The sequence below is a fragment of the Rhodovulum sulfidophilum DSM 1374 genome, assembly GCF_001633165.1.
In the GTDB taxonomy this organism is placed as follows: domain Bacteria; phylum Pseudomonadota; class Alphaproteobacteria; order Rhodobacterales; family Rhodobacteraceae; genus Rhodovulum; species Rhodovulum sulfidophilum.
Genome location: NZ_CP015418.1, coordinates 1313742 through 1337620, shown reverse-complemented (window position 1 = coordinate 1337620; position 23879 = coordinate 1313742). Strand labels below are relative to the sequence as shown.

Below are 23879 nucleotides of genomic sequence, written 5' to 3'. Positions count from 1 at the left end.
GCTTATTTCCAGTCGGTCCAGGGGAAAGGTTTCGCGTCGCCCGCCACCGTCAGGTAGCGCGCGGCAATCGCCATCCAGTTGGCGAGCTTGTCGCCGAACTCGGCAATCCGCTCGTTCTCCTCCTTGGCGAAGAGAAGCCAGCCGAATTGCAGTATCGCCGCGATGATCATGATCATCTGCGCGGCGTAGAAGAGGGCCAGCATCAAGAGCATCCAGGCCCCCCGGATCAGCGCGGGACGGTAGCCCTTGTCCTGGGCGTCCGATGCCTGCGCGCCCTCGTTCAGCGTCGAGTTGGTATCGGTCATAGGTCCAGCCTCCGCTGCGACCGCATTCCCGGGACACCCCACGCATCCCGTCTCAGAACACGATCACATCCTCGAAATGGCGAGGCAGGTCCGCCGCTGCAACCCCCACGATGTCCTTGTCGATATCGACCGCCAGCGCCCGTTCCAGCGAGCCCTCGATCCGGTTGCGCAATTCGCCGAGCATCTTCGGCGGCGCCGCCATCACGAAACGGTCGTAATCGCCCTTGGCCCAGACCTCGGCGGTGAGGCCCAGCACATCCGCCGCGAAGCTCTCGCGGTTCTGGACCCGCAGGCTCGTCGGCGGCTCCATCGCGTGGCGACCGGCGGTCGCGCCGCCCTGGTCGCGGCCGCGCCCGTCGGCATATTCGATCTCATGCGCCTTCGAAAACCGGGTCACCTCGGCAAGCCCCTTGCCGGTCCCGCGATTGACCAGCAGACGCGCCTCGCGCTCATTGGCGACGAGAACCAGTGTCTTGAACGGTTTCATGGCCTCCCCTCCTGTCCGTTGACAGTCTCTCAACACGGCCCGCCCGGCAGATGTTCCTCCGGGCGGGCCATGCCTTGGCGGCGGGTCAGCCGGGGCTCAGCCCGCGCATCTTCTCCGAGCGCCGCCGCAGGATTTCGACCGTGGTCAGAAGCCCGATCGAGATCACCACGAGGATCGTCGCGACCGCGAGGATGGTCGGGCTGATCTGTTCGCGCAGCCCCGTGAACATCTGCCAGGGCAGCGTCTGCTGGTTGGCCGAGCCCACGAACAGCACCACCACCACCTCGTCGAAGGAGGTGATGAAGGCGAACAGCCCGCCCGAGACGACGCCGGGCAAAATCAGCGGCATCTGCACCTTGAAGAAGGTCGTGACCGGGTTCGCGCCGAGGCTGGCCGAGGCCCGGGTCAGCGAGGTGTCGAAGCCCACCAGCGTCGCCGTCACCGTGATGATGACGAAGGGAATGCCCAGCGCCGCATGGGCCAGCACGACGCCGACATAGGTGCCCTGCAACCCGATCCGGGAATAGAAGAAATACATCCCCGCCGCCGAGATGATCAGCGGTACGATCATCGGCGAGATCAGGATCGCCATGATCGTGCGCCGGAAGGGCACATGTTCCTGGCTGAGCCCGACCGCGGCCAGCGTCCCGAGCGAGACCGCAAGGAAGGTGGCGGCAGGCGCGATCTTGACCGAATTCCAGAGCGCATGCTGCCAGGCATTGCTGGTGAAGAAGTCCTGATAATGCTTGAGCGAATAGCCCTCGGGGTCGAGCGCCAGCATCTTCGGCGTGAAGGTGAAGAAATTCTCGGCGTTGAAGCTGAGCGGGATGATCACCAGGATCGGCGCGATCAGGAAGAAGAAGATCAGCCCGCAGATCACGTAATAGGCATAATGCCAGATCCGCTGACCGAGCGTGGCATAGGGCGGAAGGTCCATCTGTGACATATGCGTTACCCCAGGCTCACGTTGTCGATGCCCACGAGCTTGTCATAGGCCCAGTAAAGGATCAGCACGACACCCAGCAGGATCGCGCCCAGCGCGGCCGCGAGGCCCCAGTTGAGCGAGCTGGAAATGTGATAGGCGATCCGGTTCGAGATGAAGGTGCCCGAGGTGCCGCCGACCAGTTCGGGCGTGATGTAATAGCCGATGGCCAGGATGAAGACGAGGATGCAGCCCGCGCCGATGCCGGGCACCGATTGCGGGAAATAGACCCGCCAGAACGCCGTCCAGTTGGTGGCGCCGAGGCTTTTCGCGGCCCGCACATAGGAGGGCGGAATGGTCTTCATCACCGAATAGAGCGGCAGGATCATGAAGGGCAGCAGGATATGGGTCATCGCGATGATGGTGCCGGTCTGGTTGTTGATCAGGATCAGCCGCCCGCTGTTCGACACGATCCCCAGCCAGACGAGGATGTCGTTGATCACCCCCTGCTGCTGCAGAAGCACCTTCCAGGCCGAGGTCCTCACCAGAAGCGAGGTCCAGAACGGCAGGAGCACCAGGATCATCAGGAGGTTCGAGGTCCGGAGCGGCAGGTTCGACAGCAGATAGGCGATCGGATAGCCCAGCAGCACGCAGGAGCCCATGATCGCGAGGCTCATGAACAGCGTCCGCTCGAACAGCATGATGTAGATCTGCCGGTCCTCGGGCTGGGCGGCAATCCCGTCGGCGGTCAGTCGCAGATCGACCGCGTTCAGGAAATAGCCGGGCGTATAGGCGGGCGAGAAGGCCCTGATCGTGCCCCAGACCCCGGGATCGGCCCAGTCCCTGTCGGCTTTCAGATACAGCCCGGACAGATCGACCGGTGCGAAATCCTCGACCGCGTCATGGGCGGCATCGAGCATTGCCTCGGCCTCGGGGCCAAGCCGGGCGACGGCGCCCGGCCCGATATGCAGAAGGTCGCGGTACAGCGCCAGATAGACCGGCGCCCAGGGCTCTTCGGCGGCCGGATCGTCATCGTCCTCGACCTGAACGATGCGGGCGAATTCGGCATAGGCGCTGGCGGTTTCGGGCAGCACTTCCGCCACCCCGTCGCGAAGCGCGAACAGCGGCTGGGCCAGGGCGAAGGGCTCGCCCGCGGCCTTCGCGGCATCGCGCGCCGCGCTCCAGGCGCGGTAGCTCGCGGTCCAGTCCGGATCGGCCATCAGCGCGACCCAGGTCGCGGGCTCTTCCCAGGCGGGATCGACCGCGACGAACTGGTCGAGATAGCTCTCGCCGAAATCGTCGACCCGGCGGCCGGTCTTGCGGAACAGCGAGGAAATGCCGGAATATTCGTAATTCAGCCGCGAGCCGAGCCGGGTATGCTGCTTGCGCTCGGCGGCGGCGACCAGATCGTAGGTGAAGGCCGCCAGCACCCTGTCGGAGGGCATCTGCCCGCTGTCGGGGTCGTAATCGCGGATCTCGCGGGCGGTGCGCGGCAGCGTGTCCGAGACGATCTGGTTCTCGACCGAGCGGAACAGCATGTCGGCAATCGGCGCGATGAAGGTGACCAGCACGAAGACCAGAAGCGGCGCGATCAGCATCAGCGCCCGCAGCTTCTGAGCCCTAAGCGCGCGGCGCAGGCTGCGTTTCAGCGGCGCGCCATCGGCGGCAAGGACGGGGCCGGATGCGGCGGTATCCGTGGCGGGCCCGGTCATGCCACGCCCTCGACCAGAACGATGTCGCTTGTCGCGGTGGCGTGACGGATCGCGGCCACCTCCTGATATTCCGGCGAATGGAAGGCGCGTTTCGCGGCCTCGAAATCGGGGAACTCGATCACCACATGGCGATCCTTCATCGGCCCTTCGGGCGCCTCCGAGGCGCCGCCCCGCACCAGAAATCTGCCGCCGAAGCTTTCAAGGATCGGCGTGTCGCGGTCGACATAGTCCCGGTAGGCCTCCGGGTCGGTCACGGTGATATGGGCGATGATATACCCTTTCGGCATCTCGCACGTCCCCCTGCTTTTTTGCTGGGACCGGGGCGCACGCGCGCGGCGCCGCCCGGGCCGTTCGGTCGGATGATCGGGACGGCGCACCCCGCCGGGGGCCGCCGACCCGGGCCGCTTTCCCGGCCGTCTACCTGGCGAGCCAGGCCTGGAACTTGGCCTCGACATCGTCCTGGTTGTCGGCCCACCATTCGATGTTGTTCACCAGATAGTTCTTCTGGTTCGCGGGATTGGTGGGCATGAACGGCGCCATCTCGATACCGAGCTCGGCATGGGTCGAGACCAGCGGCTGCGACGAGGCGCGCGACGGGCCGTAGGAGATGTACCTGGCCTGATCGGCCAGGCGCTGGGTGTCGGTCGCGAAATGCAGGAAATGCTCGACCCGCTTCAGCCGGTCCTCGGGCAGATCGGCGGGAATGATCCAGCCGTCATAGTCGAAGACCTGCCAGTCCCAGAGCATCTTCACAGGCTGCTTCTGCTCGACGATCAGGCTGAACAGCCGGCCGTTATAGGTCGAGCCGATCACCACCTCGCCATCGGCCAGACGCTGCGGCGTCTCGGCGCCCGCCGACCACCAGATCACGTCATCCTTGATGGTATCGAGCTTGGCCAGCGCGCGGTCGACGCCCTCGGGCGTATCGAGCACGTCGTAGAGATCGTCCTTCTCGACGCCGTCGCACAGCAGCGCCCATTCGAGGTTCTTCTTCGGGCGTTTCTCGAGGCTGCGCTTGCCCGGGAAGGTCTCGGTGTCGAACAGCGCGCAGAGCCCCTCGGGCTCCTTGCCGTTCCAGGCCGCCACATCGCTGCGGTAGCCGAAGGTGGTCGAGAACACGATCTGCGGCACGAAACAGTCATTGATGACGCTGTCGCCGAAATCCTTGGTCGCCGGGGTGCCGTCGGGCGCGGGCGCCAGCATCTCGTCGAGATCGACCTCCATCGCCAGCCCCTCGTCGCAGAGCCGCTGGCTGTCGGGGCCTTCGACATCGACCAGATCCCAGGTGATGTTGCCCGCCTCGTTCATGGCGCGCAGCTTGGCCACCGCCTCGTTCGAGCTTTCATCCCAGGTGAAATCGGTGCCGGTCATCTCGGCATAGGGTTCGGAATAGGCCTTCTGCTGACTGGCCTGGTAGGCCCCTCCCCAGGACACGACAGTCAAGCTGTCGGCGCAGCCCTCGCAGGGCGGCAGGTCCTCGGCAAAGGCAAATCCGGCGGGCAGCGCCGCCAGCGCGGTTGCGGAAAGAAGATGTCTGATCGTCATTGCGATCTCCCTGCTGACTTGGCCCGGATCAGTGTTGCTCCGGCCACCGCCCCCGGGCGAGGCGGGCCCGGAAACCGTCAGGGCGCATCAAGCGCGCGGCAGTCCTCCGGCAACCAGCCGATCTCGATATGTTCGCCGGGCTTCAGGCGGCGCTGGTCGGGGGCGTTGCGGGTCTTGATGACGAAATCGTCATTGCCCGCCACCCGCAGTCGGGTGCGGTAGATGTCGCCCATGTAGATGAATTCCAGCACCTCGGCATGGATCAGATGCGCCCCGGGCGTAAGCCGCTTCGGATCGATCTCGACCCGCTCGGGCCGGATCGAGACCAGCGTCCGTTCGCCGGGCTGCGAGACGTTGACCGGGACCGCGTCGATCACCTCGCCATCGTCGAGTTCGATCAACGCATTGCCATCGATCTGCTTGACCCGTCCGAGCAGCGTGTTGTTCTCGCCGATGAACTGGGCGACGAAGCTGTTGACGGGCTTCTCGTAAAGCTCGTCAGGCCGGGCCAGTTGCTGGATCCGGCCGTCGTCGAACACCGCGACCCGGTCGGACATGGTCAGCGCCTCGGTCTGGTCATGGGTGACATAGACCGTGGTGATCCCCAGATTATGGGCCAGCCGGGTGATCTCGAACTGCATGTGCTCGCGCAGCTGCTTGTCGAGCGCGCCCAGCGGTTCATCCATCAGGACCAGCTCGGGCTCGAAGACCAGCGCACGGGCCAGCGCGATCCGCTGCTGCTGGCCGCCCGAAAGCTGGGCCGGGCGGCGGCCGCCGAAAGCGCCCATCTGCACCATGTCGAGCGCGCGCTGCACCTTCTCCTCGCGCTCGGCGCGACCGATCTTTCGCACCTCGAGCGGGAAGGCGAGGTTTTCCGCCACGGTCATATGGGGGAATAGCGCATAGTTCTGAAAAACCATGCCGATTCCCCGCTTGTGCGGCGGAATGTTGTTGATCGGATTGCCGTCGAGAAGAATGTCGCCATGGGTGGCGGTCTCGAAGCCGGCCAGCATCATCAGGCAGGTCGTCTTGCCCGATCCCGAAGGCCCGAGCATCGTCAGGAATTCGCCCTTGCCGATGGAAAGATTGAGATCTTTGACGACGAGGATTTCCCCGTCATAGCTTTTTTGCACGCGGTCGAAGACCACGAAACCGTCGTTTGTTCCGGTCAACCGGTATCCCCTGTTGTCTGGCGTTCCCTTTTTGGGACCGCTCGTTTTATCGGCTCTGCGGCCGCTGCAGAAAAAGGTATCACCAGAACCCGCAAGAGCAACGCATAACTTGAATACAACGCGACAAGCCCCTGCCATTCCCCGTTCCAAAGAGATCGCGCGGGCCCCCGATCGAGGACGATCAGCACAACCGTCCTAGCCGAGCCCCGCAGGCACGCCATGCCCGCTCCGGCCGGAAATGCAACCAAGGCGGGCATCTGCTGAATTATTGGGCAAATACATCCGGACCTGCCCGGCCTCGGGCAGCTTCCGCCCAGAGCGGGCTCGACGGGAGGGCGCTCCGCCAGCCCCGCGCAACCGGCAGGAACAGACGGGGCGCGAATGCTCAGGAACAGGTGTTCAGGGGCGGGCGGCGGCGGGCCTGCGCACGCGGGCGGACAGCGACAGCGCGGCGCCGGTCCCCATGCCCAGCAGCACCGCCCAGAGCGGCGCGCCGATGCCCAGAAAGCCGATGCCCGAAACCGTGGTCATGAAGGTGACGAGGGCCGCCTCGCGGCGCTCGGGCGCGGCCAGCGCGGCCTGCAGGCTGGTGCCGATGGTGCCCAGCAGCGCCAGCCCCGCCACGGTCATGACCAGGGCCTTCGGCGCGATGGTGAACAGCCCGACCACGGCGGCACCGAGAATGCCCACCAGCATGTAAAGCAGGCCCGCGACCACCACCGCCCTGTAGCGCGTATCGGGATTGTCGTCGGCCTCGGGCCCGGCGCAGATCGCGGCGGTGATGGCAGCAAGGTTGAAGGCGTAGCCGCCGAACGGGGCCAGCACCAGCGTCGTCAGCCCGGTCACGGTCAGGCAGGCCGAGACCGGCGGCGCGTAGCCCGCGGCCCTCAGCGTCACCACGCCGGGCGTGTTCTGCGAGGCCATGGTGACGATGAACAGCGGCAGGCCGACCCCGATCAGCACCGGCAGCGAGAACTCCGGCAGCACCGCCACCGGCCGGGCCAGGGACAGATCGAGCGCGCCCTGCTCGAAGGCGCCGGTCGCGGCGCAGAAGACACAGCCTGCCAGCAGCACCGCCGGAATGGCGAAGCGCGCGAACCAGATCCGCCCGGCCAGATAGACCGCGCACATGACCGCGACCAGCGGCAGGTTTTCTTCGGTCGAGACGAAGATGCCGAGGCCGAACTTGAACAGGATGCCCGCCAGCAGCGCATTGCCGATGGCATCGGGAATGAGATGCGAGAGCTTCTCGAACCATCCGCTCAGCCCGGTCAGGGTCAGCAGCAGGCCGCAGAACAGGAAGGCACCGATGGCTTCGGGCATGGTGACGCCGTCCAGCCCGACGACCAGCAGCGCCGCGCCGGGCGTCGACCAGGCGGTCAGGATCGGCATCCGGTAGCGCAGCGACAGGATCAGCCCGCTCGCCCCCATGCCGACGCCCAGCGCCAGCATCCAGCTATTGGCCTCGGCCTGGCTTGCGCCCAGCACCTCGAGCGCCTGGAAGATGATCGCGACGCTGCTGGTATAGCCCAGCAGAACCGCGATGAAGCCCGCCACGAGATGCGAGAGTTTCAGCCCCGAGCCCATTTCGATCCGTGCCTTTCCTGCCAGTCCGGGCTAGGACGCAGGAACCGCCCGCCCGATGACGGACGCTATAACGTCCGGACGCTATAACGCACAAGCCCCATATGCCGATGACAGACAGCAAGATCCGGATCAATCTCAGGGCCGCGCGCACCCGCGCCGGGCTGAGCCTCGCCCAGGCCGCCGAACTCACCGGGGTCAGCAAGGCCATGCTGGGCCAGATCGAACGCGGCGAATCGAGCCCGACGCTGGCGACGATGTGGAAGCTTGCCCAGGGGTTCCGGCTGCCGCTGACCGCCCTGATCGAGGATCTGGTCCAGACCACCGGCAGCTTCGCGCCCGCCGAACGCGATCCGGTACGGTTCCAGGGCGGCATCGGCGTGCGCACGGTGTTTCCCTTCGATCCGGTCTTCGGCTCGGAGACCTTCCTGCTCACGCTCGCCCCGGGACAGGTCCATCTGTCGAACCCGCACGATACCGGCGTGGTCGAGGATGTCTTCGTGACCGAGGGCGCGCTCGGCGTCCTGCTCGACGGCGAGTGGCAGACCTGCCGCGCGGGCGACGGGCTGCGGTTTCCGGCCGACCGGCCGCATGGCTACCGCAACCCGACCGACGCCCCGGCGCGCTTCCACAACACGCTGCACTATCCCCGCACCGCGCTGCTCGATGACGGGCCCGGGGCGGACTGAGCCGCCGCCATCCTTCACAGGGGCCCCGGGTCACAGGAAAACCGTCGCGCTTTCGGACGCCTCCACAACGCCAGATGGCAAGGGTCCCGAAATCTTCGATCTGCCGGTCCCGAAAACCGGCAAGGTGTCATCCGATTTTCATGAGAAAAACCTCTGCAATCCCGCATGTCAGCGGCGACAGAAAGTGGGCTCGGCCTATCGTCCGCCCCGCCAAAACCTCATTCATTTCAAATGGCTTTTCTACCCCCAATTATAATAGATCGACAGGAACATTCCTTCTGGCCACCTTTTCCTCGCCACGCATTTGACGCGGCGATACCAACGCGTTCCGCCCCCCCCGACAGAAGCGCAAGGCCGGCCGCATCCCGCAGCGCAATAGTTCATTCACGTCAAAAAACAGGAACAGGCATCTGCCCCATCTCCGGAACGAATGTCATTCGCACCGGGCGCGCCCGACAATCCCAATCTACAAAACACCCCATAGCCTTTAATTTTAAATGATTATTTGACATACGTTAATTCCGGCCTCTAGGTTTACCCGACAAATAAACTCTGGGGGGAGGCGTATGATGCGGGAGGAGGACGGAACGCCACCGGGTATCGGCAGCGAGGCCGACATGGCCCCCCAATGCGGCACAGCCCACTCCGGAGCGGTCCCGCCCCGCGCGGGCGGGCCACGGCTCTCGGCGGTCGACGAGCTGGTCTCCAAGCTCCGGGCGCTGATTTCCTCCGAAGGGCTTCGGGTCGGCGACAGCCTGCCGACCGAGCGCGAGCTTTGCGACAGGTTCCAGGCCAGCCGCAACACGGTGCGCGAGGCGATGGGCATCCTCAAGGCCTATGGCGTCGTCACCGTCCGCCCCAAGGTCGGCGCCACCATCGTCGACGACCGCATGGAGCGAGCGCTCGAGCTCTTTTCATTCAATACGCTCGAAGTCTCGCGCAAGACCTTCTCGGACATCCAAGGGTTTCGCGGGCTTCTGGAAGTGACCGGGATCGACCTGATCCTCGCCCGCATCGCCCGGGCCGACATTGCCGAGATGCGCGAGATCAATGACGGGCTGCGTCGGGCCAAGTGCAGCGACGAGATCGCCGAGATCGATTTCGGCTTCCATACCCGCCTGATCGCGGTGATGGGCAACAAGGCGATCCTCGATATCTACAAGATCATGAAGCCGGTGATCCTGCGGATCATGTCGAAGGGCAAGGACAGCCCTGTCCATGCGACCGCGACCCATGCCGACCATCTGGGCATTCTCGACGCGCTCGGGGCCCGCGACCGGCTGGCCTATCAGTACCGGATGCGCAGCCATCTGCAGGCGGGGCTTGGCAATTTCGACCCGTGACAGGGGCTGTACGCTCCCAGTGTAGTCCCTCCGCCCGGCGGGACCGGCGGGCGCGCATGCGCGCCGCCGGCTGCTCCGGCCCTAGGATCTGGCTCAGCCGCGCTCCCAGATCCGGCTGACCGCACGATCGAGCCAGGCAAGCCCGGCCAGTGCGAGGCCAAGCCCGACGAAGGAGGCGACCCGCACCAGCCCGGACAGCCCGGACATGTCGATCAGGAAGACCTTGGCCACGGTGAGCGCGACCCCGGCCATCGCCAGCCGCCGAAGCGCATGCGAGCGGGTCAGTACCGCCAGCAAGAGCCCCAGCCCCGAGGCCAGCAGAAGCGCCAGCGTATAGCTGTAAAGCTCGCCATCGCTCGGCCCCGGCAGCGACAGGTCGGGACCGCGCCAGATCCGCCGGATCTCGAGCCAGCCCCAGACGCCCAGCGCCAGCACCGAAAGCCCGCCAAGCCCGGGCCGCAGCCACCGCGCGCCGGGCCGTCCCGGGCGCCCGAGCAGCGCCGCCCCCGCCCCGAACACGGCCGCCAGCGGCAGGATGGCAAGCGCGAGGCTGTCGAGAACCGGCGGCCCCGCGACCCGGCCCTGCCCGGTCGCCAGCAACCAGGACAGATCGTCGATCATCACCGCCACGGCGCCGCAGGCCGCCAGCGCCATCACCACGGCAAAGCCGATCCGAAGCGGGCGCAGCAGCGAGGGATCATGCGGCAGCCGCCAGATCTGGGCAAAGGCGGCCAGAATCCAGACCGTCGCCGTCAGGCCCTGCGCCCAATGGGTCTCGAAGCCCTCGGCCCCGAGCCAGCGCCGAAGCGCCACCGTCACCGCCAGCGCCATCACCGTCACCAGCGAGGACGAGGCCAGCGCCCGCAGCGCCGCGCGCTCGGGCCGGGCCAGGACCAGGATCGCCGCGAAAGCCGCAAGCGGGCCGAGATGGGCCAGCAGCACGTCGAGCGTCCCGGCCCCGTGGATGGCCCAGTCGAGCCCCGGATCGACCAGAAGCCGGTAGCCGATCACCGCCGCGCCAAGCTGGGCCAGCCAGCCGAGCGGACGCATCGGCCGCTGCCGGTCCAGCGCCACCGCCGCCACCATCATCGCCGACAGCGCCAGCGTGAGCGCGGTCTTGGTCAGCACGAGGAACAGTGCCAGCCCGATCAGGATCAGCGCCGAGGCGGCGAAGAGCCCGGTCTCGAAGCCGCGGGCCTCGCCGCCCATCGCCGACCGCCGTTCGGCGAGGACCACCATCAGCCCCGCCCCCGCCATCACCGCCAGCGCCCAGGGGTAGGCGCCCGTCACCTCGCCCGGCACCCAGAGGAATTCGAGCACCAGGATCGCGGCCGGAAGCAGCACCGCCGCACCCAGCGCCCAGAGCCCGCGATGATCCGTCCCGATCTGCCGGGCCAGCCGGAGGAAGGCGATGACCGACAGCGCGGCCCCGCCCGCGACCAGCCACCAGACCGTTGTCGGCGCCGGGCTTTCGGGCATCCGGTCGAGCCCGGCACGGAAGGCACTGTAAAGCGGACCGTCAAGGGCCGCATGCAGCCCCAGCCCGACCAGAGCGGCGACACCCGGAAGCAGGGCCAGATCCTCGAAGGCGGGCGCCCGGGCCAGCCCCAGCGCCACCCCGGCGAAGACCAGAAGCAAGAGCGCATAGCCAAGCGCCGCGGCCGCCGGGCTCGACCCGTCCAGCATCAGCACGAGCCCCACGCCGCTTGCAAGCGCAACCCCCGCCGCGGCGATCCAGGTCGGGAAGGCCGGAGCCGCCCAGCCCGCGAGCCCCTGCCCCGTCATCGGCCCGCCCTGAACCGGCCGGAGGCTCCGCGCCGGGATCAGCACAGCGCCCAGGCCAAGCGCCAGCGCCGCCAGGGCCAGCCCGCGCGCATCGGGCTCATGAAGCCACAGAAGGCCAAGCGCCCCGGCCGGCAGGCCCAGCGCCAGCCCCGACACCCAGGCCCAGCGCCGGAAGGTGTCGATGCCCAGCCCGGCCAGCCCGACCATGGCGAAATAGGGGTAAAGCAGCACCGCCTTGTCCGACGACCCGCCGACGAAGAAGGGCGCGGCCGTGGCCCCCAGCAGGCCGATGGCCGACAGCACCGGCCCGTAAAGCCAGCCCAGCAGCACCGCCACCAGCGAGACCGCCGCCATGCCCGCCAGCGCCGGGACCGAACCGATCAGCCCGTAAAGCGCGTGGGCCGACAGGATCGCGATGAACAGAACGACCGTGCCCGCGCCCGAGAAGGTCGAGGGCAGATGGCGCAGATTGGGCGTGGCGCTGTCGCCATGCCGCCGCCGGATCGCCTCGCCGCCCGCGATCAGCGCAGCCCCCAGTACCAGCGCGCCCAGCACCCGGAGCGGCGGCGTCAGAAGCCCCTGCTCGACCCCGTATTGCACCATGAAAAGCCCGCCGAGGATCAGCGAGAGCGCCGCCAGGGCCAGCGTCCAGTTCTCGCGGAGCCAGGCCGCCAGGCGGTCGGTCAATGCGGGCCCCTTCGGTTCGGGCGGCGGCGCCTTCGGCGCGGCCTCGACCGGCGGGGCATCCTCTGCGCCATCCTCCCCGCGCCGGGCCACGGGCGCCGTCGAAGGCTCGGGGGCGGGCGACGCGACCGGCGGGACAAGCTCGGACGAAAGGGCCTCCGCGGCCTGCTCCGGCGCCGGTTCCGACGGCGTCTGAGGCGGGGCGCCCCGCCTCAGCGCCGCGACCTCCCGGGTCAGGGCCTCGAAATCCTTGAGCAGGTCCTCCACCCGGATCCGCAGCAGGGCATTTTCCGAGCGCAACCCGAAATGGGCAAATATCAACGCCGGCAGCCCGACCAGCACGAGCAGGCCGTAGATGCTCCCGAACACGATCAACATGGTTTCCACGATACTCTTTCCTTCGTCGCCCGGGCCGCAGTCTCGCGATCGGCATCCTCCTGCGCAAGGCCCCGGACCGGCGGGATTCCGCCGCTTGGCTGCGGCCGCCCGTCAGGCTAGGCTGTCGCCCCCTGACCCTGACTTCGGACCGCCATGACCGCCGATCTTGCCCCCCGCATCGCCCGTACCATCGCCACCGAGATCGGCGCCCAGCCGCAGCAGGTCACCGCCGCGGTCGAGTTGCTCGACGGGGGCGCGACCGTGCCCTTCGTCGCCCGCTACCGCAAGGAGGCGACCGGCGGGCTCGACGATACCCAGCTGCGCGATCTGGCCGAGCGCCTGGCCTATCTCCGCGAGCTGGAAGCCCGGCGGGCGACGATCCTCGACACGGTGCGCGAGCAGGGCAAGCTGACCGAGACGCTCGAGGCCGACATCCGGAAGGCCGCAACCAAGGCCGCGCTGGAAGACCTCTACCTGCCCTACAAGCCCAAGCGCCGGACCCGGGCGATGATCGCCCGCGAGAACGGGCTCGGGCCGCTGGCCGAGGCGATCATGGCCAACCGCACCGCCGCCCCCGAAACGCTGGCCGAAGGCTACCTGTCAGAGGCGGTGCCGGACGTGAAATCGGCCCTGACCGGGGCGCGCGACATCGTCGCCGAGGGGCTTTCGGAAAATGCCGACCTAATCGGGCGGCTGCGCAGCTTCCTGCAGGACAATGCGCTGGTGACGGCGAAGGTGGTCGAGGGGCAGGAACAGGCGGGGGCCAAGTTTTCCGACTATTTCGACCATCGCGAACCCTGGGCCAGGGTGCCGAGCCACCGGGCGCTGGCGATGATGCGCGGCTCGAAGGAGGGCGTGCTGACCGTCGATATCGGCCCCGATCCCGAGGAGGGCGTGGCCCGGGTACAGACCATGGTGGCGGGCGCGCTCGATGTGCGCGGCGACGGTCCCGGCGACAGATGGTTGCGCGAGGCCGCGGGCTGGACCTGGCGGACCAAGCTGAGCCTGTCGATGATGCTGGACCTGATGGGCGATCTGAGAACCCGCGCCCAGGAAGAGGCGATCCGGGTCTTTGCCCGCAACCTCAAGGACCTGCTGCTGGCCGCCCCGGCGGGCGCCAAGGTGACGATGGGGATCGATCCGGGCATCCGCACCGGCTGCAAGGTGGCGGTGGTCGATGCCACCGGCAAGCTTCTCGACACCGCCACGATCTATCCGTTCCAGCCCAGAAACGACCTGAGGGGGGCGCAGGCCACGCTCGCCGCGCTGATCCGCAAGCATGCCGTGGGGCTCATTGCCATCGGCAACGGCACTGCCAGCCGCGAAAGCGAGCGCATGGTGGCCGAGCTTCTGGGCGACCTGCCCGCGCCGAAGCCCACAAAGGTGGTGGTCAGCGAGGCGGGCGCCTCGGTCTATTCGGCCTCCGAACTCGCCGCGAAGGAATTCCCCGGGCTCGACGTGTCGCTGCGCGGCGCGGTCTCGATCGCGCGGCGGCTGCAGGACCCGCTTGCGGAGCTCGTCAAGATCGAGCCCAAGGCCATCGGCGTCGGCCAGTACCAGCACGATGTCGACCAGCACCGGCTGGCGCGGGCGCTCGATGGCGTGGTCGAGGATGCGGTGAACGCGGTCGGCGTCGATCTGAACATGGCCTCGGCCTCGCTCCTGGCGCGGGTCTCGGGGCTGGGAGGCTCTCTGGCCGAGGCCATCGTCGCCCATCGCGACGCCAATGGCGCCTTCGCCAAGCGCAAGGATCTTCTGAAGGTCTCGCGCCTTGGGCCCCGCGCCTTCGAGCAATGCGCGGGCTTCCTGAGGATCACCGCGGGCGACGAGCCGCTCGACGCCTCGGCCGTCCACCCCGAGGCCTATGATGTGGCCCGCCGGATCGTGGCCGCCTGCGGGCGCGACCTGCGCACGGTGATGGGCGACGAGGCCCGGCTGGGCGCGCTCGACCCGATGGACTTCGTCGATGACCGCTTCGGGCTGCCGACCGTGAAAGATATCCTGTCGGAACTTGCCAAGCCGGGCCGCGACCCGCGTCCGGAATTCGTCACCGCCAGCTTTGCCGACGGTATCGAAGAGATCACCGACCTGCGCCCCGGAATGCTGCTGGAAGGCACGGTGACCAATGTCGCGGCCTTCGGCGCCTTCGTCGATATCGGCGTGCATCAGGACGGGCTGGTCCATGTCTCGCAACTGGCCGACCGCTTCGTGCAGGACCCGCATGAGGTCGTGAAGGCGGGCGATGTGGTCAAGGTTCGCGTGGTCGAGGTGGATGTGCCCCGCAAGCGGATCGGGCTGTCGATGCGCAAAGATGGCGGAACCGATGCGGCCTCGCGCGACGGTGCGGCCGGCAAGGGGCCGGGGCGCGGCGCGGGCGGCAAGGGCGCCCAAGGCAAAGCTCCGGGTAAAGGGTCAGGCAAAGGCACGGGTAAAGGGTCGGGCCAGAAATCCGGCCGGAAGCCCGGACAGGGGACGGAACGGCAGGGCCCGGGCGGCGACAAGGGCGGCAAGGGCGGCGGCTCGGGGGCAGAGACCGGCGCACTGGGCGCGGCCCTGCTCGAGGCAATGAAGCGGCGCTGAGCGGCGCGGCCCGGCGGCACGCAGCCGGCGGGTCGCCGCCCGCCGCGACGCCGGTTCGATTGACGCGGCAAGGCCGATCTGCCATGCCGCCAACGCTTGGCTGAGAGGGCAACATGCAAGAAAAACCGCTCGAATCCGTCGAACTGGACCTGTTGGCGGTGATCCGCCAGATCCATGCCGAAGAGGGCCCGTTCGGGCGCGACCTGCTGCTGGTGCGGGCCCGCGGTCGCGGGCTGGAAGTCTCGCGCCCGCTGGGCCGACTGAAAGACCTCGGACTGGTCGAAGAGATCGAGCGCAAGCCTTCCGTGCTGCGCCGGTTGTTCGGCGCCAAGCCCGAGGCGCTCTTGCGCCCGACCGCCGCCGGCCTTGCGCTTGGCTCCGAGGCGACCGCTTCCGAAACGACAGCGACGGCCGAGGCTGTTACCGAGGCTGGAACCGGACCTGAGGCTGGGACAGCGCCCCAGACCGGCACCGAAACCGAGGCCCCGGCACTCACCCCGGAAATGCCTCGCGAAACGGTCGAAGAAACGACCCGCGAAACGGCCGCGCGCGCGCCTGCCACCGCCGTGCCTTCCCCAGCGCCCGCCCCTGCACCGTCACCGGCCCCCGCGCCGGTCGCGCCTGCACCGCGGGCAGAACCGCCTGTCTCCGCGCCGCCGACGCCCCGGCGCGAACCGACCGCTCCCGTCGCGCCAGTCGCGGACGCCGACGCGGCGCCGCTGCCGATGCCGCGCCGGGCCAAACCGCGCAATGTGCGGGGCTATACCGAGGAACTCGGCGGAAGCCCCGTCGCGGCCAAGACGGTGCCGCTGCGCCACGATGTCGATCCGGCGATGATGGAGAACCTGCGCGAGGCGCTGGCCGTGATCGGGATCGAGATGACCTTTGCCGGAGAGGCGCTGATCGCCGACCGCATGGGCCGGGGCTCCTCGATCGGCGAGGCGCTGTCGCAGGTCGTGCTGTTCGCCTTCGCCCATGCGGTGGCCGAGGATGCCCGCGCGGGCGAGCAACTGCAGGCGCTGGGCCTGACCGATTACGCGGTTGACGTGATCGCGGAATTCGAGCGGCTGCGCGATGCGGGCGAGATCGACGGCGACCGGCTGGAGGAGGACATGCGCCGCCTCTGGACACTGGTCGGCGACAGCCCCGACCGGCTGCGGCTGGCCGAAGAACTGCTCCAGGATCCGGTCGGCGGACTGACGCCTCCGGCACTGCTGCCCGAGGATCTGCGGCCGGTCGAAGAGAACTGAAACGAGAAGAGCTTTTACGGAACAACCCCGGCTGCGCATCGCATCCGGGGTCTTCTCATTTTTCGGGCCAGGTTCCGAACCCGGTATCGGGCCGTTCAGGCCGGGGCGGTCTCTGTCAGGGCATCAAGGACCATGCGTTCGGTGAACGGGCGCAGCAGCAGGCGGCAGCCCGCGCTCATCACCCGTTCGACATCCTCTCCGAGCGTCAGCACCAGACGTGCCCCGAGCTTGCCCAGATTGGTAGCGAGACCGCTTGCCAGGGCTTCGTCAAGGCGGAGCTCGAGGAAGGCCGCATTGACGGATCCGACACCTTCGAGGCCGGAGGCCATTTCATCGACCGAAGAGAAGTGCATCACCCGGCAAGGCCCCAGAGACTCGATCGCCTGGATCAGGTCGGCCGAGATGAGAGCATCCCGTTCGAGCACCACATAGGTCGGGTGCGCTTTCGCGACAGGCATAGCCGCGTGCGACATGTCGGGGGGGTCTCCTTTCCGCAAGAACATCGCTGGAGCTTCATCATAACAGGAACAGAGCGGCAAGTGCATTAAAGATAGCATCATCAACGCCCGTGCCCGCAGCCCGTCGCCCCTTGGTCTTGCGGAAAATATCAGCAACCTTCTGAAATCAGGAAAAATATCCCGTGAGAGCCCCGGGAGGGAAGAAATTCAGCCGAAAAAATGCGCCCCGCCCGGAACCGGGCGGGGCGCCTGATCTGCTCAGTCCGCGCGCCGCATCAGCGGAACTTCGCCAGAAACTCGTCGACTTCGCGCTCGGCGTCTTCGCGGGCCTTGCCGTACCGCTCCTGAATCAGGCCCACCAGCTGTTCGCGGTCCCCTTCGGCCTTGTCCAGGTCATCGTCGGTGAGCGCGCCCCAGGCTTCGCGGGCCCGGCCCTTGATCTGTTTCCATTTACCTTGAAAGATATCGGTATTCATTGAAATCTCCTTTCCTCTCTGCACGGCCCACCAACGTCCGGACCGTGGTTTATGTTCCCTCGCGGCAGCCTTCGGTCCCGCAGACCGGGACCCGGGGCAAACCGGCGGAACCCGGCGCCTCCGGACGCGTTGAGAGCAAATGACCGACCCCACAATCCGCCTCGACCCGATGTCGCGCGTCGCCTTGCTGGTTCTGGCCGGGGTCGCCGGTTTCACCGCCCTCAAGCTTGCCGAAGACATTTTCGCGCCGCTCTGCCTCGCGCTGGTCGCGGGGATCATCCTGTCGCCGCTGGCAGACACGCTCGAGCGGCGGTTGCGTCTGCCGCCGATGTCGGTCGCGGCGGCGCTGCCGATGCTTGGCATCATCGCGGTCGGCGCGCTGGCCTTCGCGGTCGAACCGCTGGTCGGGCGGATGGTCGACCAATGGCCCACGATCCGCTGGGAACTGCGCGGCGTGGTCAACGACTTCCGGGGATTCGTGCAGAATGTCGGACAGGTCGGCGACGAGGTTCAGCGCGCGCTGGGCGGCACCGGCAATGGCAATGACGCCGAGGCCGCCGCCCCCTCGGTCCCGAGCCTGACCGATGCGCTCTTCGTGGCGCCCCGGGTCGCCGCGCAGATCCTGATCTTCATCGCGGCCCTGTTCTTCTTTCTTCTGACCCGGGCCGACATCTATGCCTGGATGGCCAGACATGCCGGTCAGCGGCTGGGAGGAGAGGCGCTCCTGACCCGTATCCGGACCGCCGAACGACTGGTCGCGCATTACTTCATGACCATTTCGCTGATCAATGCCGGGCTCGGCATCGCGCTTGCGATCGCCCTTGGGGTGCTCGGCATGCCCGGCGCCATCGCCTGGGGGGCGGGGGCTGCATTGCTGAATTTCGTGCTCTATGTCGGGCCGGCCACGATGGTGGCAGGGCTGCTTCTCGGCGGGCTGATCGCCTTCGACGGCTGGACCTCGATCTTTCCCGCCGTGATCTATCTGGTGCTGAACGGGATCGAATCCCAGGTCGTCACCCCCACCTTCGTGGGCCGCAGGATCGCCGTGAACCCGCTTGCGATCTTCGTCTCGCTGGTGTTCTGGCTGTGGTTCTGGGGACCGCTCGGCGGGGTGATTGCGATCCCGGTCCTGGTGATCGTGCTGGCGATGCTCGACGTTTTCGACGACCCCGCCCCCCAGGCCGAGGAGCCACCCCTCCCGGCCCCGAAACCGGCCGAGACCGCCTGAGGTCGTAAGATCCGCGAGCGGCGGCACGGCGGGATGGGACTTTCTATCGCCCCCCCCCCCTCAGACGATCTCGGGCGGGACGCCCGGCACCGGCAGGCCCAGCTTGCGGGCGGGGTCCGAATCGTAATGCACCAGAAAGCCCTCGCGCCGCTCCGGGCTGCGGCGGCTGTTGAGATCGGCCAGCACCCGCCACGCCTCGAAGGCGGTCCGGGGATCGAGCGCCGCCGGATCGACCCCGCCGTCGCCCTCGCGCGGCAGCCAATGCCCCATCACCCGACGGCGGATCAGATCGACATGGGCGGGCGCGGTCAGTTCCAGCCCCGCCTCGGTATCCCAGCGCATCGACCGCCCGTTGAGGTTGGCCGAAGACAGGATCGCCGCGTCTCCGTCGAAAATCGACACCTTGGAATGGACATAGATGATCGGCGCGTCTTCAAGCTCGGCGCGGCCCTCGACCGCCAGCTGCCGCGGCTGCACCGGCGAAAGGACCAGAACCCGGTCGGGACCGAAGGCGTCGTAAAGCAGGCTCAGGCACCGGCTTTGCAGATGCTCGCCGTAGCGCACGTCAAGCCCGCTGCTGTTCTCGAAGGCCACGTCCTCGGGCGCGGCGGGCAGCACCAGAATGGCGCGCAGATCGGGCCTTGCCTCGGCGCGGCGGGCCATGGCCCGGGCCAGCGGCAGATGCCGGAAGAACTGGGTTTCAAGATAGATCAGCCGTTCGGCCGCGCCGATCCGCGACAGATGGGCCCGCTCGATCTCGGTCACCAGAGGCCGCGGCGAGAACCGGAACGGCGCGCGCCGGGCCGGGCGCGACAGGGTGCGCAGAAAGCCCGGTGCGGCCGGTCCCGGCGGGCGCCGTCCGGCCACGATGTCGAGAAACCCGTCGAGATGCTGCGCGGCGGCGGTCACCACCGGCCCCCGCACCATCGCATGCACGTCATGCCAGGTGCGTTCCGGCGCGCGGCAGTGCCGGGGGCTGTCATAGCGGCGTTCGTTCAGATCGAGCCCGCCGACGTAAAGCTGGCGCCCGTCGAACACGGCCATCTTCTGGTGATGGGTCGCGGGTGTCAGGTCGGGCAGGCCCGGCACGGCCACGATCCGGCCATCGGGTCTCTCGCGGGTGATCCGCGCGATGCCCGGCGCCTCTTCGAGGAACCGTCGGCGGTCGGACTCGGATCGGGCATTGAGATCGTCGAGCACGCTGCGCAGCTTGGCATGCGCCCCGGGCCAGAGCGCGAGCCTTGCGCCGATACCGGCCTGGGCGCTGTGAAGCGCGCTGAGCACCTCCAGCCGACCGCCCCGCGCCACCTCGCGGGCCGCGATCAGCCTGCGGCGTGCGTTCCAGCTCAGCCGGTGCAGGTCGGCCGCGCCGATCGGATCGAAATCGGTCAGCACGAGGCGGACAGAAACCCCCCGCTCCAGCGTATGGACCAGCAGATCGAACCAGTCCTCCCCTATCTCGCACGCCTCGGGCGAGCGCAGCCGGGTCGCGAGGTCGAAGATGCGGAAGCTTGCGGAAATGCTGTGACGCGCGCCGAGAAACGCCCGTTCGAGGGCCGGATAGGCCTCGGCCGCGGTCAGCAGAAGCTCGAGCTCCTCGACCGGGCCGGTCGCGGCGTCGAGCGCCGCGCTGTTTTCGGTGAACCCATGCATGCTGTCGGCTTTGCGCGGCCTCGTCCCGGGCTCAGCGCACGGAGGCAGAGCGCGGCCCCGCGATCAGCCAGATGATGAACCCGACCAGCGGCAGGAGCAGGACCAGCAGGATCCAGAGCACCTTGTTGCCGGTCCCCGTGCCCGAATTCAGGACCGACACGATGGCCCAGATATCGAGGACGAGGACGATGAGACCGCCGATCCCTGTGACTTCCATGACGGTTGTTCCTTTCTGCGTTGGCCCGAAGCCCAGTTGGCACGAAACTCTGTTGGTCCGAAGCCGTATTGGTCCGAGGCGATGTCTTCGGTAAATGCCCAGTCTCCGGTAAACGCCCCGCGGGTCGCCGCGGTTCCGCGATCTCCCTTTGCCGCCGATGCAGGCCGGGCCCGGCAGCTGCATGGCTGCGGCCGATCCCCCAAGCCGATACAGGGCGGCGGCAGGAAGGCCGCATGAAATTGCGCTAAATCGGAACGGGCGCGCAGGAACGCACAGAGAACAGGCAGGTTCCCGCCGAACTGTGACGTTTTTTAGGTCAAATAACGAAACTTCCTGCCCCCATCCACGTTGGGGGAGCATGGAAGCGGAGCCGGCCGGCACCGCCACATCAAGGAGGTTCAGAGATGAAACGTATTCTTGCGACCACCGCCCTTGCCACTCTCGTGGCCATGCCCGTTCTCGCCCAGAGCCAGGGGGCCGCGTCCGCCCCGGATGTCGAGGTAGCGGGCCAGTCGATGAGCGCCGACACCCTGATCGGCAAGCGCATCTATGTCGCGACCGGCGAAGCTGACGGCCTGTCGATGACCGATCTGACCGACGCCCCCGACAGCTGGGAAGACGTGGGCGAGATCGGCGACGTCTATATCGACGACAGCGGGACGGTAAACGCCGTGATCGCCGATATCGGCGGCTTCCTCGGCATGGGCGAACGCGAAGTCGCGCTGCAGATGGACAGCCTCGAATTCGCGCCGGATTCCGATGACCAGGGCGAGTACTTCGTCCTGTTCCAGGGCGATCCGTCGACCCTCGAGGGCAAGGAAGCCTATGACCGCACCGCGATGGATACCGAGGGCGACTTCCTCGGATCGGGCAACCAGCATGCTTCGTCCGAGAGCCGGATCGAACCGGGCGCGGAAGGCTCCGACATGGCCGCAGCCGGGGACACGGATGACAGCATGAACCTTGGCACCCCGCTGACCGAATCCGAACGCGCCGAACTGACCGCCGAGGATCTGCAGGGTCATACCCTGATCGGCGCCAATGGCGAGCGGATCGGCAAGATCGGCGAACTGGTGCTGACCGATGACGGGCGCATCGACAAGGTGATCGTCGATGTGGGCGGCTTCCTCGGCATCGGTTCGAAGCAGGTCCAGCTGGCCTATGGCGAGCTCGAGCTTTCGCATGACGAGGATGGCGCGCTGAAGGTCTCGACCGTCCAGACCAAGGACACGCTGAAGAGCCTGCCCGAGTGGACGGGCTGATAGCGACAAGGAAAGACTGAACCACCGGGGGCCGCAAATTTGCGGCCCCTTTTCCATGGGCCGACTTACCAGCCCGGGCCCCGCCTGAGAGCGTTAGCTTTCTCTTCACCCGGCGCTGTCATGATTGGGCCCATAATATCCGAGGAGACAGGCGCGATGAACATTCATGGCAACACTGCCTTCGCCCAACGGAACGCCACCTATTCCCGCGAGGCGGACATGGCCGGTATCCGCTCGCCCGACTTCGAGAAGGAGGTCGCCGAAACCGGGGAGATGGGCCCCAGGGCTCGCCCGCATGGCGCTGCGGCCATTGCCGATATCTTCGCCCGCCACGACACGACCAGCATCTCGCCGCGTGAGATCGACACCATGGCAGAGCAGCTTCGCGATGCCGGCTTCGACGATTTCGACTTTCTGCTGGGGCTCGAAACCTATGGCGAGAAATTCCAGTCGCATCTGGTCGAGGCCATCCAATCCGCAGGGATCGAGGCCCGCCACCCGGACTATACCCAGCCGATGGACCTGATCTCGGTCAACCGCGACCAGCTTGCCCATGCGCGGCGCGCAGGCACCCCGACCGAATGGCGCGAGGCCTTTCTTGCCAGGCTCGAGGCCTTCCAGGCCGCTGCGCATCCCGCCCCGACCGGGCTCTCGACCGCCGAAAGCCTCGTTCTCGCCCGGGCCACCTGAACTGCCGCCACCCCGAAGCGCTGCGGCACGGCCCCCCCAGGAAACAGGCAACCTTCCCAAAACCGCCGGACGCCGGGCCGTCGCTGCGCCCGGATCGGCCGGATCGGCCAAAACGTCGACCGTATCCGGCCCGGCATCCTTCTGACGACCGGCTTCACCGTCACCGCCCCGGGGATGGACAGCTTCGCCAAGCGCGCCCCGGCCAAGCTCCCGGTCAACCAGATCGCCGCCGCCCGCTTCGGCCAGCAGGTCCTGATCCTGCTGGCGGTAGGCCAGTTCGTCAGGCAGATCCGCAGACAGGCCACCCGGCCCGCCCCGCGCGAGACCGCGCCGCATCTGGCCCGGACCGGTCTGATCCTCTGCGCAACCGGCACCCTCTTCGCCGCCCTCCGCGAGATACCGCTGGCCGAGGCCACCGCGACCTTCTTCATCGGGCCCTTGATCCTGATCATGCCCGGCGCGTTTTCCCTCGAAGAAGCCGTCGGCTGGCGCCGAATACTTGCTTCGGCCATCGGATTTACGGTGCCATGCAGGTGATCTGCTCCGGCTTCGACGCCTTCGGCTCGGTAGCGCTGCCATCGCTTGCGACCGCCTTGTGCCTTACCCCCTACATGGCCATGACGCGACAGATCGCGCAGCGGACGCCGCCGGTGGTGCTGCAAGCCAGGATCGCCATCATCAATGGGGCTCGACCTTTTCCTGCGCGCGCCCCGGCTCAGCCCGACGCGGCCACTACCATCGGCGGCATGAGCGCGGCGACCGCCGTGTCGAGCGCCTCGACCGGCAGGATCACCGCCATGCCAGGCGCCTCCATCCTCAGACGCACCGGCCCCGATACGCGGTTCGAAGTGCCGATCCGGCCGCCCGGTGCGAAATCGAGCCCGTCGATGGGCCAGTGCAGCCCCTCGCTGACGCCCCGCACCGGCCTCATCGGAAACAGCGAGAAGCGCATCCCCTCGGGCAGCTCGAGCGCCAGGTCCGGCGGACAGTGAAAACAGATGTCGTCATCGCCGATCAGCAGACAGCGCCGCTCATGGTTGCGGACCAGTGCATTCAGCGCCGCCAGGCCGTGATCGAACCGGTCGCCGAGAAAACCGAGCCCGAGGACCAGCCGCGCCGCGACATGGCGCAGGCATTTCTCGAAATCGGTGCTGTCCTGTTCGGTCACCCGATACTGGCGGTCGTCCGGGATTGCCGCCCTCGCCGCGTCCGAGATCGAGTCGAAATCGCCGATCACCGCCTCGGGCAAGCAGCCCGCCGCCAGCGCCGCATCCGCCCCGCCATCGGCGGCCACCAGCGCCGGGGCGATCTCCAGCGCCCGTCTCAAATGCGCCGGATCGACCGTGGCCCCGCCGAGCAGGGTGATCTTGTCAGAATGATGGACGATATGTGTTGTCATTGCGGCAACCTTGCAGCGGAAATTTAGCGGCCGTCCCGTGAATAGCGGAAAAATCTTGAA

The 23879-nt window shown here is 67.6% G+C and carries 21 protein-coding genes and 1 pseudogene; 8 read left to right on the top strand and 14 right to left on the bottom strand.

All coding sequences use genetic code 11. The annotated features are described in order from the left end of the window. Window positions 1-2: 2 nt before the first annotated feature. From A6W98_RS06430 to A6W98_RS06395, 8 genes and pseudogenes are all read right to left on the bottom strand, one after another. Window positions 3-305: a DUF4389 domain-containing protein gene (locus A6W98_RS06430; protein WP_052677950.1), complete on the bottom strand. Its 303-nt coding sequence runs from the start codon at window positions 303-305 to the stop codon at window positions 3-5. Between the two features lie 52 nt (window positions 306-357). Beyond that, window positions 358-792, bottom strand: a complete 435-nt coding sequence (locus A6W98_RS06425) for a baeRF12 domain-containing protein (RefSeq protein ID WP_042459338.1) — start codon at window positions 790-792, stop codon at window positions 358-360. 85 nt (window positions 793-877) lie between these two features. Continuing rightward, window positions 878-1729 (bottom strand): annotated as a pseudogene (locus tag A6W98_RS06420) (ABC transporter permease); the annotation flags it as partial. Window positions 1730-1743: 14 nt separating this feature from the next. After that, window positions 1744-3426 carry an ABC transporter permease gene (locus tag A6W98_RS06415; protein ID WP_042459334.1) on the bottom strand — a complete coding sequence of 561 codons (1683 nt, stop codon included), beginning with the start codon at window positions 3424-3426 and terminating at the stop codon, window positions 1744-1746. After that, complete coding sequence (locus tag A6W98_RS06410) at window positions 3423-3713, bottom strand: DUF1330 domain-containing protein (protein WP_042459331.1); 291 nt, start codon at window positions 3711-3713, stop codon at window positions 3423-3425. Before A6W98_RS06410 ends, A6W98_RS06415 begins: the two co-directional genes overlap by 4 nt. Before the next feature lie 130 nt (window positions 3714-3843). Beyond that, complete coding sequence (locus tag A6W98_RS06405; RefSeq protein WP_042459329.1) at window positions 3844-4971, bottom strand: extracellular solute-binding protein; 1128 nt, start codon at window positions 4969-4971, stop codon at window positions 3844-3846. Between the two features lie 77 nt (window positions 4972-5048). Further along, the gene (locus tag A6W98_RS06400; protein ID WP_042459326.1) at window positions 5049-6143 is read right to left on the bottom strand and encodes an ABC transporter ATP-binding protein; all 1095 of its coding nucleotides are present in this window, start codon (window positions 6141-6143) and stop codon (window positions 5049-5051) included. 399 nt (window positions 6144-6542) lie between these two features. Then, entirely contained in the window at window positions 6543-7730 is a 1188-nt protein-coding gene (locus A6W98_RS06395; protein WP_042459322.1) for a benzoate/H(+) symporter BenE family transporter, read from the bottom strand. Between the two features lie 107 nt (window positions 7731-7837). Here A6W98_RS06395 and A6W98_RS06390 point away from each other — a divergent pair, with 107 nt between their 5' ends. Further along, a complete protein-coding gene (locus A6W98_RS06390; RefSeq protein WP_042464642.1) occupies window positions 7838-8416 on the top strand; it encodes a helix-turn-helix domain-containing protein in 579 nt (192 codons plus the stop codon). A gap of 569 nt (window positions 8417-8985) precedes the next feature. Further along, the gene (locus A6W98_RS06385) at window positions 8986-9759 is read left to right on the top strand and encodes a FadR/GntR family transcriptional regulator (RefSeq protein ID WP_168161817.1); all 774 of its coding nucleotides are present in this window, start codon (window positions 8986-8988) and stop codon (window positions 9757-9759) included. Between the two features lie 93 nt (window positions 9760-9852). On the opposite strand, the gene A6W98_RS06380 is transcribed toward A6W98_RS06385, so the two are convergent. Further along, window positions 9853-12606, bottom strand: coding sequence for a DUF2339 domain-containing protein (locus tag A6W98_RS06380; protein WP_231098434.1), 2754 nt, complete (start codon window positions 12604-12606; stop codon window positions 9853-9855). Between the two features lie 153 nt (window positions 12607-12759). On the opposite strand from A6W98_RS06380, the gene A6W98_RS06375 reads away from it, so the two are divergent. Both A6W98_RS06375 and A6W98_RS06370 read left to right on the top strand, forming a co-directional pair. Beyond that, on the top strand, window positions 12760-15186 hold the full coding sequence (locus A6W98_RS06375) for a Tex family protein (RefSeq protein WP_042459317.1): 2427 nt from the start codon (window positions 12760-12762) through the stop codon (window positions 15184-15186). 113 nt (window positions 15187-15299) lie between these two features. After that, entirely contained in the window at window positions 15300-16436 is a 1137-nt protein-coding gene (locus tag A6W98_RS06370; protein WP_042459314.1) for a hypothetical protein, read from the top strand. Window positions 16437-16531: 95 nt separating this feature from the next. On the opposite strand, the gene A6W98_RS06365 is transcribed toward A6W98_RS06370, so the two are convergent. Both A6W98_RS06365 and A6W98_RS06360 read right to left on the bottom strand, forming a co-directional pair. Continuing rightward, on the bottom strand, window positions 16532-16909 hold the full coding sequence (locus tag A6W98_RS06365; protein WP_143540240.1) for a hypothetical protein: 378 nt from the start codon (window positions 16907-16909) through the stop codon (window positions 16532-16534). A gap of 260 nt (window positions 16910-17169) precedes the next feature. Next, entirely contained in the window at window positions 17170-17370 is a 201-nt protein-coding gene (locus A6W98_RS06360) for a CsbD family protein (protein ID WP_042459309.1), read from the bottom strand. Between the two features lie 139 nt (window positions 17371-17509). Between A6W98_RS06360 and A6W98_RS06355 the strand changes: the two genes are divergently transcribed. Next, on the top strand, window positions 17510-18598 hold the full coding sequence (locus A6W98_RS06355; protein WP_042459306.1) for an AI-2E family transporter: 1089 nt from the start codon (window positions 17510-17512) through the stop codon (window positions 18596-18598). A 60-nt stretch (window positions 18599-18658) separates the two neighbouring features. On the opposite strand, the gene A6W98_RS06350 is transcribed toward A6W98_RS06355, so the two are convergent. Together A6W98_RS06350 and A6W98_RS06345 are read right to left on the bottom strand one after the other, a co-directional pair. Further along, complete coding sequence (locus tag A6W98_RS06350) at window positions 18659-20251, bottom strand: phospholipase D-like domain-containing protein (protein ID WP_042459303.1); 1593 nt, start codon at window positions 20249-20251, stop codon at window positions 18659-18661. Window positions 20252-20282: 31 nt separating this feature from the next. Further along, window positions 20283-20468: a PLDc N-terminal domain-containing protein gene (locus A6W98_RS06345; RefSeq protein ID WP_042459300.1), complete on the bottom strand. Its 186-nt coding sequence runs from the start codon at window positions 20466-20468 to the stop codon at window positions 20283-20285. Between the two features lie 404 nt (window positions 20469-20872). Here A6W98_RS06345 and A6W98_RS06340 point away from each other — a divergent pair, with 404 nt between their 5' ends. The 3 genes from A6W98_RS06340 (at window position 20873) to A6W98_RS06330 (ending at window position 22957) form a co-directional block, all read left to right on the top strand. Then, window positions 20873-21730: a PRC-barrel domain-containing protein gene (locus tag A6W98_RS06340; protein WP_052677947.1), complete on the top strand. Its 858-nt coding sequence runs from the start codon at window positions 20873-20875 to the stop codon at window positions 21728-21730. Window positions 21731-21886: 156 nt separating this feature from the next. Continuing rightward, on the top strand, window positions 21887-22420 hold the full coding sequence (locus A6W98_RS06335) for a hypothetical protein (protein WP_042459291.1): 534 nt from the start codon (window positions 21887-21889) through the stop codon (window positions 22418-22420). Window positions 22421-22513: 93 nt separating this feature from the next. Next, the gene (locus tag A6W98_RS06330; protein ID WP_462362566.1) at window positions 22514-22957 is read left to right on the top strand and encodes an EamA family transporter; all 444 of its coding nucleotides are present in this window, start codon (window positions 22514-22516) and stop codon (window positions 22955-22957) included. Window positions 22958-23135: 178 nt separating this feature from the next. Here A6W98_RS06330 and A6W98_RS06325 read toward each other — a convergent pair whose 3' ends face one another. Beyond that, complete coding sequence (locus A6W98_RS06325; protein WP_042459288.1) at window positions 23136-23819, bottom strand: thiamine diphosphokinase; 684 nt, start codon at window positions 23817-23819, stop codon at window positions 23136-23138. Window positions 23820-23879 lie beyond the last annotated feature (60 nt).